Below are 14,014 nucleotides of genomic sequence, written 5' to 3'. Positions count from 1 at the left end.
CTTTAATAGTTAAGTGATGCCTGATCTGCCGATCGGACATCACTATCAATGATGATCAAAGGGCCATTCACCCTTGTTCGTTGTCAAAATTTTTTAAGCTCAAAGCAGCGAAGGCCACTGCCACTCACGCTTATTTCAGGTAGCTGCGCAAAGGTGAACTGCTCTCTTTAATGCCTTTGGCCACCAACTGAGCGTTCAGTTTAGCACCTGCTTCAATGGTATGCGTATGATCCTTATCGGTAAAGTAAACGGTGCCTACTTTTTGCTGGCCTTCGCTGTCGTAAACATCGGCCACCAGGGTGTTCAGGTCAATAAAAGTAGCGCCTGCCTGGGCAGCGGCCTGTTTGGCCCACAGGCCGTAATCGGCACTGCTGCGGGTCACCTTGCCATCCTTCCAGGCGTTGCGTGGGATCAATGAGCACACCAGTACAGTAGCGCCTTTAGCCTTAGCCTCGCCGATCATTTTACGCAGGTACCAGCCATAGCTGTGGATCACCTCCTGCTTTTTAGTTAGCGGGTTGTACAGGTCCTGTTGCTCATCGCCATTGCTTTTGATGGTGCCGCGGGCACGTGAGGTGTCAACCAGCGGGCTCGAATCATTGTGCCCGAACTGCATCATCACATAGTCGCCGGGCTTGATCTTGGCCAGTACCTTATCCCAGTGGCCTTGCGTTTGAAAGGTACGGCTGCTGGTACCACCCAAAGCATCATTCTCTACCGTGATGCGGGTGCTGTCAAAATACGCGCCTACGTAATTTCCCCAGCCCCACAGGCCGCCATCGCCTTTGCCTTTGCCGTTCTTCACGGTAGAATCGCCCACGAGGTAAAGTACCGGTTTGGGCGCCTGCATGAACGAGTACAGTGCCAGTGCTGCTACCATGATCACGGCAGCTTTAATGCTTCTTGTTAAATGACCTTTATACATGATCGGCTATTTCTTTAAATATTGGTTCAATTTGATCTTTTTGTTGGCTTTGATGCCCGCCACTATGGATTCGGCATTTACCGTAGCACCCATCTTGTTCGGGTGCGTATGATCGATCGGGAAGTGTTTCTTCACCGAATCGGCACCCCAGGCGTCATATTTATCGGCCGTAATGGCGTTCAAGTCGATGAACGACGCACCTTCCTGGTCTGCTATCTCTTTAGCCCACTTGCCGTAGTCATTACTGGCGCGCTTTACCTTACCATCCTTCCAATCGTTACGCGGGATCATCGAAAGCACGATCGGGGTAGCGCCTTTAGCTTTGGTCTCGCGGATGAATTTGCGCAGGTAGTAGCCATAGGTGTGCACGGTCTCTTTGGTGCCGTTGGGCCAGGTCAGGTCAACGGTCTCCTCGCCGGTGCCATTCAATACACCACGGTAACCGGCCTTATTGGTATCGGGCTTGCTGCCCTCGTTGTGGCCAAATTGCATCAGCACATAATCGCCCGGTTTTAGCATCGAATCTACCCGGTGCCAGCGGTTCTCCTTGATAAAGGTACGGGTGCTGCGCCCGGCCATGGCCTGGTTGTTCACCGTGATCTTGCTGTCGTCAAAGTAGTTGCCAATGATGGAACCCCAGCCCCAGGTCTCTTTGTCGGCGTTGTGAACGGTAGAATCGCCAATGAGGTAAATGACCGGTTTAGATGGTTGCCTGAAGGCCAGCATGGCTACAGCAGCTAAAAGGATGATCGCGGTGTATCGTAATGTTCTCATGTATATCGGGTTTGTACAACAGGTTCAGATCAGGTTCGACCAAAAGCGACCGCCAGGGTTTATCCGGCCTGGGTGGCTTTGTCTATCTCAACAGCATATATCTCCTCATGCCCTTCAAAGTTAGCTCTAAAGATCACCCATTTTTCATCGGGTGAGAAATGGACGTTCGGCTCGAATTTGTAATAATGGTTCTTCATGTTCACCAGCTTTTCTGACCGGAAACGGTCGCCATTGGGGTGGAACAAGTAGATCCACATGCCGTCGGGTGCTTTGGCCACCTGGTTAGGGTCGCCCCCATCGCCGCAAAAAAGCTTTTCGTCGGCCGTTACGTTAAAGTGGATCGACCACTCGTTGCGGTCCATCTGGTATATCTTCTCTTTACCTGTAGCCATGTCATAGCCTGCCAAAAAGAAGGTCTGTCCCTTAGGCTTTTGCAGATCGAACCATTCGGTATTACCGCGCGGTGAAAAGAACTCATGACCGGCGATCTCCATAGGCATAGTACGCTTGTGCAACAGGATCGACCTATTAGTGGCGATGTTGTAGTTCCATATGCGGTCCACCTTTTCCCACGGGCCCTCATGGCAGTAGGATAACACGTTGGGGTCAGTTGGCGAGAACAGCAAATGGTTGGTCCACTCGTTCTCACGGTTCACTTCCTTTAACTGTTTGGTGCGGGTATCTAAGATGTACAGCACATGCTCGATGTGGGCATTATAGATGCGCTGGAAAAAATCGCGTTTTTCGGGGTATTGCTTCAATATCTCGCGCTCCTGATCGCCTACCGCCTTTACGCAGGCCATGTACGTACCATCGGCATTTACGGTACCTACCCTGCCTTTGAACGAGGGATCAAAAGCATAAATGAACCGCTCTTTACGAGTATCTACATTGGCAGCAAAAATGCTATCGCCACATTGGTAAAAGGCCTCGCGTGTTTTAGGGCAAACCATCTCGCCCGATACCTTGCTGCGGAAGGTCAACTGTGTTACGGCCTTGGTCTTTAGGTTGATGGTGAACAATTGTTTACCCTTGGTCGTTCCCCCGGTGAACACCATGATATCGCCCTCGGTACCTTTTTGCGGCACAAAGCATTCATTATTAAAATAAAAACTTGAGTTACCGCCCGGCCGTGATACCAAACGCACCACTTTGTGGCCGGTATCTTTATCGATCCACTCGTTAACAGACATGGGCTTTTTGCCTGCACCGGTCTCCAGCACGGGTTGCGCCAGGGCGGCCAGGCCAACGCCGGCAAGCAACAACAGGGTCAACAATTCCTTCTTCATCATAGCTTGGTGTTGTTAATTACCATCAGGTTTAATGGTAGAGTTCTTGGGGCTTAGCGGCCAGTTAAAACTATCGAGCGCATCGGGGTGCGATGGGTCGAACGCTGGCATGTCGACCAGGTACTCTTTCAAGGCCAGATCGCTTGTGCGGATGCCTTGGGCCACACATTTGGCCAGTTCATATGCACCGTATGGATTAAAATGGGTGTTATCTTCAAACGCCTTGGTCTGCCCGGGGAAGGTATTGGCCGGGTAATGTACCAATGCTTTTTTGGATGGCTCTACACCCAGCGCATCATAAAATCTAGTGGTCATGGCGTTCAGATCGATCAGGGTCACGCCCTCATCCCTGGCCACCTTGCGGGCCGCGTCGGGGTATTCGCCCAGGGTGTTCACTGTACGGCCTTCGGCATCGAACGAGCGGCGTGCCGTTGAGGTCACGATGACCGGAATGGCCCCTTTTTGACGCGTACGGGCAATATAGGTCTTTAACCGTTCGGCATATGACCGCCACGGGCCATCGTTAGGTCCTTTCTCTTTTTGATCATTATGGCCGAACTCGATGAACAGGTAGTCGCCGGGGCGAATGAGGCTCATTACCTTATCGAGCCGTTTGCTGCCCATAAAGCTGCCCAGCGTTAGGCCCGATTCGGCGTGGTTGGCCACGGCCACACCCTGCTTAAAGAACCTCGGGATCATTTGCCCCCAGGCGGCCCAGGGCTCATCGTCCTGATCCACCACCGTGGAGTTACCAGCCAGGTATACGGTGATCTGATCGGTCACCTTTTGTATCTCGAGGGTATTGAGGAACGTTTTGCCATCGAACTCGAGCGTTAACTTATCATCCCAGTCCAGTTTGCCCACCTCGCGCGGTTTCAGCCTTACGCTGTCGCCCCCGCTGATCTGCGGCTTACGCACGTTGACCATGAAGCTGATGATCTTGAACTCCCCCGGTTTGGTGACCACGTTCTCGAGCATCAACCGGCGCGATTCGGCCTTGACCGTCGTATTGCTGCTTTGTTCTTGATCGCCCAAAGTGAGCGTAATGCGGTAATTGCCCTCAGGAACCGAGGCCGAAAAGTAAAAAGGCTGATCAGAAGTGACCGCCCCCGAGACCTTTTTGCCGGGGTGCGCCACCGCCTTTACCACTGTGCCCATATCGAACCCATAGCTGCCATTGTATGCCTGATCAGGCTTTACAGCGATCCAGCCCGCCTTGGGCTGACCGGGGCGCATATCAAAATGGTAAGTATACGTGTTTTGAGCACGTGCGGCAGGTGTATACGCAGCCAGTAGTGCCGCGAAGGTTACGGACAGTAAAGGTTTGGAGGAAAGCCTCTTGATCATCATCATTATCTGCAGCGGTTCGGGCCCATCAGGTGAGGGCGTGGTCATAACGGTAGGTCAAATGTATCGGATGAGGGATCAAAGGGTGTCCTGCACCGTCCTGAAAAACGAGCCTCCGATGGCCGCTGTGCGGCATTGTATCGAAGTTGTTATAATGGGAAGAGGTAGGTGTGAGGGATGAGGAAAGAGTGAGGTCAGATGGCTGAGGCCGGAGGTCGGATAAGCTACCCAGGCATGCGCTTAGTGTATCGAAAAGGTGTTACAGCGCTGTAACAGAATTCCCCAAATTTCCCCACTTTTTGGCATTGCGAAATTCGTAAAAACCCAACTTTTTCCAGAATTTTCTGCAAAAAGCAAGAATGTAACACCAAATGTAACACTTGAACACGCAAATGTAACACCGTAATTGTGTGATCAGGTGTCGTGATCGGCCCTGAACACCTCACATCCGACACCGTTTTACGAAATTGATAATGACAGGAGCTTAGCCGAAACTTACCCAGCCGTTACCTTCATACCCGAATATGAACTGCTTGGGATTAATGATCTCGGCCAGTATCTCGATCGAGTCCACCATACGCGGGCCGGGGCGGTTAAAGTACTGGTTCCCATCGGTGATGTACAAGCGCGAGTTCTTAACGGCCTGCAGATCGGTGAAGCCCGGCAGTTGCAGCAGCACATCCATCTCGCGCATGGTACGCTCTACCGAAAAACCACAGGCCATGATCACGATCACTTCGGGGTCTTCCAGGCGCAGGTCCTCCCATTGTATATATGGCGAATGCTTGCCTTTTTGGGCCATGATGGGCGTACCACCAGCGATCTCCACCAGCTCGGGTATCCAGTTACCGGAGGCCATCAACGGGTCAAGCCACTCGATGCAGGCCACCGTAGGCTTTTTATCAATGAACTTAAGCTTATGCCTGATGATGTCGATACGCTCGTTCATCTCCTCCAGCAGTAGCTCCGCCGCAGGCATGGCATCCAGGGCCTGGGCCACCTCGGTGATATTGGCAAATATATCCTCCAAACTATCAGGCTGTAAGGAAATGATCCGTGCAGGCTTGTCAAGCTGATCGGCCAGTGCCTGCTCAACCTCGGGCAATGATACCGCACACGCAGCGCACTGATCCTGGGTGATCACCACATCGGGCGCCAGTTGTTTGATCTTTTCGGCATCTACCTCATACACCGATATGGCATTGGTCACCATGCTTTTTATCTGCTCATCGATCTGGCGGCTGCTCAGGTTGGCGGCCAGCCTATCGTGCGAGCAAACCGGGAGCAGTTTCACCGTTTCGGGGTGATCGCACTCGTGCGAACGGCCCACTAAACGATCTTCCAGCCCTAAGGCACAAACGATCTCGGTAGCGGCGGGTAATAAAGTGATGATCCTATTAGCAGGCATTTTCAGCGTATGAGTGGTATTTAACAAAGTGCAAATAAAGATCAATTTTAACGGCGGTCAAAAAATAATGGTCGTGGTAATTTCAAAAAACGCCTTATTTTTGAGGTGATGATCTTTCTGACATTCTTCCTGGGGTTGATAGCCAACTTCATAGGCTATATACCCCCAGGCAACATAAACCTTACCCTAACGCAATTGACCATTAACCGTGGTATGCGCCAGGCGTTGCGTTTTATCACCGCTTTTTCGAGTGTCGAGTTCATCTTTACCATCATCATTATGCAGGCCGCCGAGTGGCTGGCCGCCCAAAAACATGTTGATACCATTATCGACTGGGTGATGATCGTGCTCTTCAGCGTGATGGGTACCATTACCTGGATCAACCGCAACAAGCCCCCCAAAGCCAAATACAACGACCGCGAAAGCATCCGTTACGGCATCCTGCTGGGCTTCATCAACCCTATGCAGATCCCTTTTTGGATGATCGCTGGTACTTACCTGCTGGCCCATCACTGGATACTGCCGGGCATGTTCGCACTGGTGATCTTCAGTTTGGGATCGGCGGCCGGATCGTTCCTTTGCTTATACCTGTATGCACGGTCGGCCAAGTACATCCAAAGTAAATTCGCTTTGAGCACACAGTTGCTGAATAAGAGCATCGCCATCCTTTTCTTCTCGCTGGCGGCATACCACATCGTGAAGCAGATCTACGTAGTGTTTTTTAAGCATTAGGACTCCTGCGCATCTATAGCCGATGTAGCCAACTGATCGGTTTCTGTTCTATATTTGTGCATGGTCATCGAGAAATTATACGAGCTGTATCTGCAGCATCCCACCATCAGTACCGATACGCGCAAGATCGCGCCGTCAAGCTTGTTCTTTGCCCTAAAAGGCGATAAGTTCGATGCCAACACCTTTGCTCAGCAAGCCATTGAGGCAGGTGCTGCATATGCTATCATCGATAACGCGGCCTACCGTATATCAGAGCGATATATTTTGGTAGATGACGTGCTGGAAACTTTGCAGGACCTGGCCCGATATCACCGCAAGCAATTACAGATCCCGGTGATCGGCCTCACCGGCTCCAATGGTAAAACGACCTCCAAGGAGCTGATCAATGCCGTGCTATCACAAAAATTCACTACGCTGGCTACTCAGGGTAATTTGAATAACCATATAGGAGTCCCGCTCACGATTCTAACCATCAACGCTTCACACCAAATGGCCGTGATCGAAATGGGGGCCAACCATCAAAAAGAGATCGATCTTTTATGCTCCATCTCTCAACCTACCCATGGCCTGATCACCAACGTGGGCAAGGCTCATTTAGAAGGTTTCGGCGGTATAGAGGGCGTTAAAAAAGGAAAGGGTGAGCTGTACGATCACCTGAAGGCTCACGAAGGTATAGCCTTTGTGAACAGCAACATCACCGACCTGCTGAAAATGCAGCAAGACCGTGACCTCCAAAAAGTGATCCACTATGGCCGCGACAAGCAGAAAGATACCATTTATGGTCAACTGACCGGAAATGCACCTTTTTTATCCCTGCGATGGGGCATTAAGGATGTACCTGAAGAACATTCCGTAGCCTCGCAACTGACCGGCGAGTACAACCTCGACAATATTTTGGCGGCGATCTGCATCGGTCATCATTTTGGGTTAACGCCCGACCAGATCAACGCAGGAGTAGCCGGCTATCAGCCCCGTAACAACCGATCACAGATCACCAAAACAGCCACTAACACCCTGATATGTGATTATTATAATGCTAACCCCAGCAGCATGGTGGTAGCTATTGATAACCTCAACAAAATGGCTGCCGAACACAAAGTGCTGATCCTGGGCGATATGTTCGAGATGGGCGAAGAGGCCGCTGCCGAGCACGAGGCCATCATCAAGGCCGCGCTGGCCGCTCCAGCCGATGAGCATATATTTGTGGGGAACGAGTTCTACCAGCAAAAGCAAGATCAGCAGGGCACCTATTATCGCACCGCCGAGGAGGCCATTGCCGCTATGCAAAGCCGACCGATCACCAACAGTACCATACTGATCAAAGGATCAAGAGGCATGGCTTTGGAGCGCCTGGTCAGTTTGCTATAAGTTATGCGAACATACTGGTGAGCGCTTCGTACCAGATCTTGTTGCGCGCTCCCATCCAGTCGTGATCAATGATCAGATACACCGTTGAAGTGGTACTTCCATTTGCATAGGTCACTCGTAATGGCTGCCAGAAAAGGCCGCCATTTTTTACGTACATGCGTTTGTAGTGATCATCAAAGCCCATGTACAGCTGCTCCATGGCATCCAACGGGATATGCAGGTCTATATCACCACTGATCAGCAAAGCGGTATCAGTAAGTACGATCTGCCCGGCGTGGTAATGCAACGGTTGCGCGAACGATAACATCACCCGAAACTCATCGGCCGTGTTGGCTTGCTCTAACTCGTGATCGTAGCACCACATCACGTTACCGGTCATTAATTGCTGTATAGGCATAAAGCAAGTTAGGCAACTTAAACGCTTTGGTCAAGTATCATTTCGCGCTATCTCTTAGCACTTTCTAATAAACTCCGGTCATTTTTTCATTGTTATAAGCTTAAGTATGACAGCTTGACCTTATGCCCCTTGTGCATTGAACAAGCGGAATACTTTTTGTGCCATACAGTGTATACAGATAAGAAATGAGCAATTTAACGATAATATTAGGCCAGGTGGGTATGAACTCAGGCTGGCTATTGATGATCGCCATCGCACTGATCAGCATGGTGGTGCAGTGGCGTTTCAGGAGCAAATTCAAGCAATATGCCGAGATACCGCTATCATCAGGTATGACCGGTGCCGAGGTGGCCCAGCGCATGCTGCGCGATAACGGCATCAACAACGTGCAGGTGATATCAGTAGAAGGTCAGTTGACCGACCACTATAACCCGGAGAACCGCACGGTGAATCTGAGTGATGATGTTTACCACAGCCGCAGTGTAGCCGCTGCTGCCGTTGCCGCTCACGAGTGCGGTCACGCAGTACAGCACGCCAAGGCTTACAGCTGGTTAAGGCTACGTTCGGCTTTGGTACCGATCGTACAAACGGCCTCTACCTTGGTGCAATGGACATTGATGATCGGCGTGATCCTGATGTTCGCGGCCCGCAACCCTACAGTGCTATTTATTGGTGTGTTGGCGTTGGGCGTGGTGACCGCGTTCAGCTTTATCACCTTACCGGTAGAATTTGATGCCAGCCGCCGGGCACTGGCCTGGCTGGATAACAATTATACGGTAATGCAAACCAAACAGGAACACACCGAAGCTAAGGATGCTTTATGGTGGGCAGCCATGACCTACGTAGTGGCCGCTTTAGGTTCTTTAGCTACTTTGCTGTACTATTTACAGATCCTCAACAGCCGACGTGACTAAGCACGGGCACATGATAATTTGAAAGGCTGGCCAGTATGATACTGGCCGGCCTTTTATTTTTAACAACATATTGCTAACTTTTGCTGTATCATTAACATCAACTACATCCAATTTCCTGTTCATGCCGATATTTTACCGAGCTTTTCTCATTTTTCTTTTTACATACAGCGGCGCTGTCAGTGCCCAAACTGATACCGTTGCCAAGCGTGCTGATTCCACGGCGCTGAATACCGCAGTGGTAAATGAGCAATTAAGCCGCTTACAGCAGTTACAAGCTGAGCACGTGGCCGATTCGCTCAAAAAGATCGCATTACAGGAAGAGTTGAAAGCGCTGAAAACTAACGATGCCAATCGAAGGTCGTCGCTGCTGCGCGAACTGGATGACCTTAAAGGACAGGATTCGGTGAGGATACGCCGGCAAAGATCTGAGATAGATTCGTTACGCAGGTATGTGGCCGGAGAACCGGTCGTCTTCTTCAACGACACACTGATGCGTATTTACAGTCGCCAGGGCAGTTTTTCGGCAAAAGAACGGGCGGCAGCAGTGGTGCAACGGATAGATAAGATCGGCGCCATGCATTTTTTCAGTCCCGATTCATTGAAGATCGTGAACGCTGAACAGACTATTGACCTGCAATACGGCAATACATTGATCATGAGCATTTCCGAACTGGATGCGCTATGGGCAGGAATACCCAAAACCGCACTTGCTCAACGCTACCGTGCTAAGATCATAGCGGTGATCACCGCTTATAATGACGCCACCAGTTGGCGCACCTTACTTACCGAGGCGGCGCTTGCTTTGGCCGTTATCGCCGGTGCCATACTGCTCATCTATCTACTACAAAAAGCTTCCAATTGGTCCGAGCGGCGCATCACGGCATTAAAAGGCACTTTGATCAAGGGCTTACGGATCAAGAACTATGAACTGCTCACGGCCGATCGCTCGGTAGGTGTACTGATCGTGGTGGCTAACCTGATCAAATGGATACTGGCCATTGTGGTAGTGTACCTGGCGTTGCCTTTGTTGTTCGGCATTTTCCCATGGACCGAAGGCTACTCGGTAAAACTTATAGGGTACTTCCTCACGCCGGTCAAAAATATACTAAAGGCTATTTGGGCTTACATCCCTAACCTGATCACCATCATCGTACTGGTGGTGGTATTCAAATACATCATCAGGTTCCTGCGCTTTTTAAAGGATGAGGTAGAACGCGGGGTGTTGAAGATCCCGGGGTTTTACACCGACTGGGCTAATCCTACCTTCCAGATCATTAGAATAATGGTATTGGCCTTCATGTTGATCGTGGTTTTCCCCTACCTCCCTGGCTCGGGTTCGCCCATATTTAAGGGAGTATCGGTCTTTGTGGGCGTGCTATTCACCTTTGGATCGGCCGGGGCGCTGGGAAATGTGGTAGCGGGTTTGGTGTTGACCTATATGCGTGCCTTCCGGATAGGCGACCGGGTAAAGATCGCCGATGCCACCGGCGACATCATCGAGCGCTCTTTGTTAGTGACCCGCATCCGTACCATCAAGAACGAGGTGATATCTATCCCGAACTCCATGGTGATGAGCAACCACACCGTTAACTTCACGGTAGAGGCCGAGACCAAAGGCCTCATCATCCATAAAACAGTAACGATCGGTTATGATATTCCGTGGCAAAGGGTGCACGAGCTTTTGTTAAAAGCTGCGACCAAGACCACGCTCATCGAACCGGAACCCAAACCTTTTGTATTGCAGACCAGCTTAGAAGATTTTTATGTGGCCTATGAGATCAATGCATACACCAAACATGCCAGTAAGCAGGCAGTGATCTACTCTGAACTTTACCAGAACGTACTCGACATCTTTCATGAGGCAGGTATCGAGGTGATGTCGCCACATTTTCATGCCGTACGTGATGGCAGTGTGATCAATATCCCAACTGCGAACTTGCCCAAAGACTATGTGGCCCCGGGTATAAAGATCGATAGCAGCGGCTCGAAGAAAGGTTAGGCTTTTACCCAGTCCTTCAAGTCAAAGTCGTAACGTTTGATCACTTTAGCCGGGTTACCCGCCGCTACCGAGTAAGGCGGTATACTCTTGGTGACCACTGCCCCACCAGCCACTACGCTATGTTTACCAATGGTGACACCTGCCGTGATCACCGAGTTGGCTGCGATCCAGCAATCATCCTCGATCACGATGGGGGCCGTGATGATCTTTTGCTCATGTATGGGCATGGTCACATCGCGATATTCATGATTGAGCCCGCTGGCCACAATGTTTTGCGCCATGATCACATTGTTGCCAATGGTGACCGGCCCAATGATCACATTGCTCATCCCCACTAAACTGTTGCTACCGATCAGTACATCGCCCACGCCATTGTTCACTGTGCAAAAGTCCTCAATGGTCGACTTGGCGCCCAGCTCAAAACGATTGAAAGGCAACACGTCCATACGGGTACGCCAGCGCACCTTTGCGCCTTTGCCTCGTTTATGCACCATTGGGTTAACGAACCACTTCACCCAAAGCCTTGGCGCAGCCTCACCCGTAGGGATCAGCATCCAATGCACCAGCTTTTTAAGCGATGGGTCACTCTTTATCTTCTCTTTAAGCGACATTGCGCAAATGATTTATCTATTCATTAAACAAACACAGCCCCACCCAAACCCTCCCCGGTAGGGAGGGCTTAAGAACATAACTTTTTTTTTAAGTCTCCCCTCCCGGGGGGGATCCAGAGGGGGCCACGTGGCCCTACTTCCTCTGCGATTTCTCCCACGCCGCGCTCTGCGCGCCAAATGCGTAACGGAATATGCCCCGCAGCACAGCATAATTCATCATGCAAAAATAGTATGGGATGAACAGCACCTTCACCTTGATCTCGCGGCGCTCCAGCATCCATCCGGCAAATGCTGCTACGTAGAACAGTAGCTGACAAAGCAGAATGAAATTATAGAACAAACTACCGTTCTGATGGATCACGATAGCGATGTTAAGCCACACGCATAATATCATCAGGAAAGGAACGACCGTCCATCGCAACACGCGGTGACTGATATACTGGAACGAGAGCAATGGCTGCTTGAACGGTAGCAACAATCCTTTCAACCAAATGATGGACTGTATACCACCTGCGGCAATGCGTATCTTACGTTTGAGCTCTTCTTTTACATTGGCCGAGGTGGTCTCGGTGGCATAAGCTTCCGGCTCATACAATACGCGATAGCCGTCCTCGGCTACCCGCATCGATATCATAAAATCATCTAATATGGCGTCTTGAGATACCGGCTTGTACAATGACCGGCGCACGCTGAACAATTCGCCTGCTGCACCAACGATGGTGTATAGCTCAGCATCCCATGCCTTCAGCTTCGATTCATATTTCCAATAAAAACCTTCGCCTGCGGTGGCATCGGCACTGGCATCTACATGAATGCGCTTTTCGCCAGCCACGGCACCCACTTTAGGATCAGCGTAATGCCGGCAGATCAGCAATAAAGCGTCGGGGTTCAGGTAAGTATTAGCGTCAGTGAAAACTACTACATCAGTGGTCACGGTCTCCATGGCACGGTGCATAGCCATGATCTTGCCCTTGCGCTCGGGCGAGTGCATGAGCCTGATCTGCGGGTACTGAGCCACGATCTCGGGCGTACGGTCGTTCGAACCATCGGTCACGAACAGCAGTTCCAGTTTACCGGCCGGGTATTGCAGTTCCAGCGTATTCCTGATCTTTTCTAAAATAAAACCTTCTTCGTTATAGGCGGCGATCACCAGCGTGCAGGTAGGTAACCGGTCAGGCTCGATGGCTGGCGGCACCGGGCGACCACGCAGTGCCCGCTTGATCTTGATGATGATAAAAAGCAGGATCCCGTAGCCAAAAAAGGCATAGAAAACAATGAACAGACTTATCCAGAATAGTATCTCCATATATTTATTTGAGCGGATAACCAAGGTCAGTGCTGTCCTTGCTGTGCGTAAAGTTCCACCAAATGGCCTTGAACAATACCGAGGTGAAGCCTTTATAGCCTTTACGTAAATAGTTGATCACATTGCGGGGCGTTACCACCAGTAAAAAGTAAGTGTAAAACACCATGACCGTTAACGCCGATGGCGCATTACGCCTGATGAACAGCAGGCGGTTACGATTCATAAAGTACTCCTTCAAGGCACTTACCCGCCCTACCGATACGGACTCTTTATGATAGATGAGCGCTCGCGGCTCTAACCATATGTCGTAACCCGCTCGTTTGATGTGGTCGTTCCAGTCCATCTCCTCGTAGTACAAAAAAAAGTTCTCGGCCATCAGGCCGGCTTTATCGGCGGCCTCGCGGCGTACCATCATGGCTGCTCCGTGTACGTATCCCGTGGGGCCGGTGTTGCGGTCATATTGCCCGTTGTCCTGTTCGAACTGGCCTATGCAGCGATTGCGCATGGTATAATAGTTCATGTTGGTGAACCCCGCATACTGCAACACCCCAGGCTGATCAAAGTACCTGATCTTGGGCGATACCATGCCCACCCTTGGATTATTATCCAAAATAGCCACCAAACTTGCCACCAAACCTTCGGTAAATTCGGTATCGTTGTTCACAAAGAACAGGTAGTCGCCTTTGGATGCCCTGACGCCTAAATTGTTGCCGCCTGCAAAACCCAAATTCACTTCTGACCGTATAAAGGTGATGTGCGGATACTGGGTACGCCACGCCGGGATGGGATAATCTTTACTGGCGTTGTCGACCACGATCAATTCAACCGCCGGGTAGGCATTGGTAGCAAAAACCGATGCCAGCAATTGCTCGGTAATTTTAGTTTGATTATAATTGACCGTAATGATCGATACCGTACTCATTTTGCAGGTTTACGGTATTTGA

At 50.6% G+C, this 14,014-nt stretch carries 13 protein-coding genes; 4 read left to right on the top strand and 9 right to left on the bottom strand.

The features are described from left to right. Positions 1–130: 130 nt before the first annotated feature. The 5 genes from LLH06_RS02545 to LLH06_RS02525 form a co-directional block, all read right to left on the bottom strand. The gene (locus LLH06_RS02545; protein ID WP_228171694.1) at positions 131–925 is read right to left on the bottom strand and encodes a rhamnogalacturonan acetylesterase; all 795 of its coding nucleotides are present in this window, start codon (positions 923–925) and stop codon (positions 131–133) included. 6 nt (positions 926–931) lie between these two features. Continuing rightward, positions 932–1,699, bottom strand: coding sequence for a rhamnogalacturonan acetylesterase (locus LLH06_RS02540; RefSeq protein ID WP_228171693.1), 768 nt, complete (start codon positions 1,697–1,699; stop codon positions 932–934). Between the two features lie 59 nt (positions 1,700–1,758). Continuing rightward, positions 1,759–2,991 (bottom strand): oligogalacturonate lyase family protein, encoded by a 1,233-nt coding sequence (locus tag LLH06_RS02535; protein WP_228171692.1) that lies wholly within the window; start codon positions 2,989–2,991, stop codon positions 1,759–1,761. A gap of 12 nt (positions 2,992–3,003) precedes the next feature. Further along, entirely contained in the window at positions 3,004–4,383 is a 1,380-nt protein-coding gene (locus LLH06_RS02530) for a rhamnogalacturonan acetylesterase (RefSeq protein ID WP_228171691.1), read from the bottom strand. Positions 4,384–4,819: 436 nt separating this feature from the next. Next, positions 4,820–5,743 (bottom strand): cobalamin-binding protein, encoded by a 924-nt coding sequence (locus tag LLH06_RS02525; RefSeq protein WP_228171690.1) that lies wholly within the window; start codon positions 5,741–5,743, stop codon positions 4,820–4,822. Between the two features lie 108 nt (positions 5,744–5,851). Here LLH06_RS02525 and LLH06_RS02520 point away from each other — a divergent pair, with 108 nt between their 5' ends. Continuing rightward, positions 5,852–6,475, top strand: a complete 624-nt coding sequence (locus LLH06_RS02520) for a LysE family translocator (RefSeq protein WP_228171689.1) — start codon at positions 5,852–5,854, stop codon at positions 6,473–6,475. A gap of 60 nt (positions 6,476–6,535) precedes the next feature. Then, positions 6,536–7,843, top strand: coding sequence for a UDP-N-acetylmuramoyl-tripeptide--D-alanyl-D-alanine ligase (locus tag LLH06_RS02515; RefSeq protein ID WP_228171688.1), 1,308 nt, complete (start codon positions 6,536–6,538; stop codon positions 7,841–7,843). 1 nt (position 7,844) lies between these two features. Here the strand turns inward: LLH06_RS02515 and LLH06_RS02510 are convergent, their stop codons facing one another. Beyond that, entirely contained in the window at positions 7,845–8,240 is a 396-nt protein-coding gene (locus LLH06_RS02510; RefSeq protein WP_228171687.1) for a hypothetical protein, read from the bottom strand. 185 nt (positions 8,241–8,425) lie between these two features. On the opposite strand from LLH06_RS02510, the gene LLH06_RS02505 reads away from it, so the two are divergent. Both LLH06_RS02505 and LLH06_RS02500 read left to right on the top strand, forming a co-directional pair. Further along, positions 8,426–9,154, top strand: coding sequence for a zinc metallopeptidase (locus LLH06_RS02505; protein ID WP_228171686.1), 729 nt, complete (start codon positions 8,426–8,428; stop codon positions 9,152–9,154). Positions 9,155–9,275: 121 nt separating this feature from the next. Then, a complete protein-coding gene (locus LLH06_RS02500) occupies positions 9,276–11,153 on the top strand; it encodes a mechanosensitive ion channel family protein (RefSeq protein WP_228171685.1) in 1,878 nt (625 codons plus the stop codon). On the opposite strand, the gene LLH06_RS02495 is transcribed toward LLH06_RS02500, so the two are convergent. The 3 genes from LLH06_RS02495 to LLH06_RS02485 all read right to left on the bottom strand — a co-directional run bounded on the left by LLH06_RS02495 (position 11,150) and on the right by LLH06_RS02485 (position 13,992). Beyond that, positions 11,150–11,764: an acyltransferase gene (locus LLH06_RS02495; protein ID WP_228171684.1), complete on the bottom strand. Its 615-nt coding sequence runs from the start codon at positions 11,762–11,764 to the stop codon at positions 11,150–11,152. The two genes, LLH06_RS02500 and LLH06_RS02495, sit on opposite strands and share 4 nt — an antisense overlap. A gap of 133 nt (positions 11,765–11,897) precedes the next feature. Beyond that, positions 11,898–13,070 (bottom strand): glycosyltransferase family 2 protein, encoded by a 1,173-nt coding sequence (locus LLH06_RS02490; protein ID WP_228171683.1) that lies wholly within the window; start codon positions 13,068–13,070, stop codon positions 11,898–11,900. 4 nt (positions 13,071–13,074) lie between these two features. Further along, entirely contained in the window at positions 13,075–13,992 is a 918-nt protein-coding gene (locus LLH06_RS02485) for a glycosyltransferase family 2 protein (RefSeq protein WP_228171682.1), read from the bottom strand. Positions 13,993–14,014: the final 22 nt, after the last annotated feature.

The organism is Mucilaginibacter daejeonensis (genome assembly GCF_020783335.1).
GTDB lineage: Bacteria > Bacteroidota > Bacteroidia > Sphingobacteriales > Sphingobacteriaceae > Mucilaginibacter > Mucilaginibacter daejeonensis.
Note: the sequence above shows the minus strand (reverse complement) of the source record. Positions and strands in the feature narration are given on the sequence as shown.

Excerpts from the sequence above, each read along its gene's own strand:
- LLH06_RS02540 (WP_228171693.1), bottom strand. The coding sequence starts at position 1,699 with ATGAGAACATTACGATACACCGCGATCATCCTTTTAGCTGCTGTAGCC.
- LLH06_RS02510 (WP_228171687.1), bottom strand. The coding sequence starts at position 8,240 with ATGCCTATACAGCAATTAATGACCGGTAACGTGATGTGGTGCTACGAT.
- LLH06_RS02515 (WP_228171688.1), top strand. The coding sequence starts at position 6,536 with ATGGTCATCGAGAAATTATACGAGCTGTATCTGCAGCATCCCACCATC.
- LLH06_RS02535 (WP_228171692.1), bottom strand. The coding sequence starts at position 2,991 with ATGATGAAGAAGGAATTGTTGACCCTGTTGTTGCTTGCCGGCGTTGGC.
- LLH06_RS02530 (WP_228171691.1), bottom strand. The coding sequence starts at position 4,383 with ATGACCACGCCCTCACCTGATGGGCCCGAACCGCTGCAGATAATGATG.
- LLH06_RS02490 (WP_228171683.1), bottom strand. The coding sequence starts at position 13,070 with ATGGAGATACTATTCTGGATAAGTCTGTTCATTGTTTTCTATGCCTTT.
- LLH06_RS02495 (WP_228171684.1), bottom strand. The coding sequence starts at position 11,764 with ATGTCGCTTAAAGAGAAGATAAAGAGTGACCCATCGCTTAAAAAGCTG.
- LLH06_RS02525 (WP_228171690.1), bottom strand. The coding sequence starts at position 5,743 with ATGCCTGCTAATAGGATCATCACTTTATTACCCGCCGCTACCGAGATC.
- LLH06_RS02545 (WP_228171694.1), bottom strand. The coding sequence starts at position 925 with ATGTATAAAGGTCATTTAACAAGAAGCATTAAAGCTGCCGTGATCATG.
- LLH06_RS02485 (WP_228171682.1), bottom strand. The coding sequence starts at position 13,992 with ATGAGTACGGTATCGATCATTACGGTCAATTATAATCAAACTAAAATT.
- LLH06_RS02505 (WP_228171686.1), top strand. The coding sequence starts at position 8,426 with ATGAGCAATTTAACGATAATATTAGGCCAGGTGGGTATGAACTCAGGC.
- LLH06_RS02500 (WP_228171685.1), top strand. The coding sequence starts at position 9,276 with ATGCCGATATTTTACCGAGCTTTTCTCATTTTTCTTTTTACATACAGC.
- LLH06_RS02520 (WP_228171689.1), top strand. The coding sequence starts at position 5,852 with ATGATCTTTCTGACATTCTTCCTGGGGTTGATAGCCAACTTCATAGGC.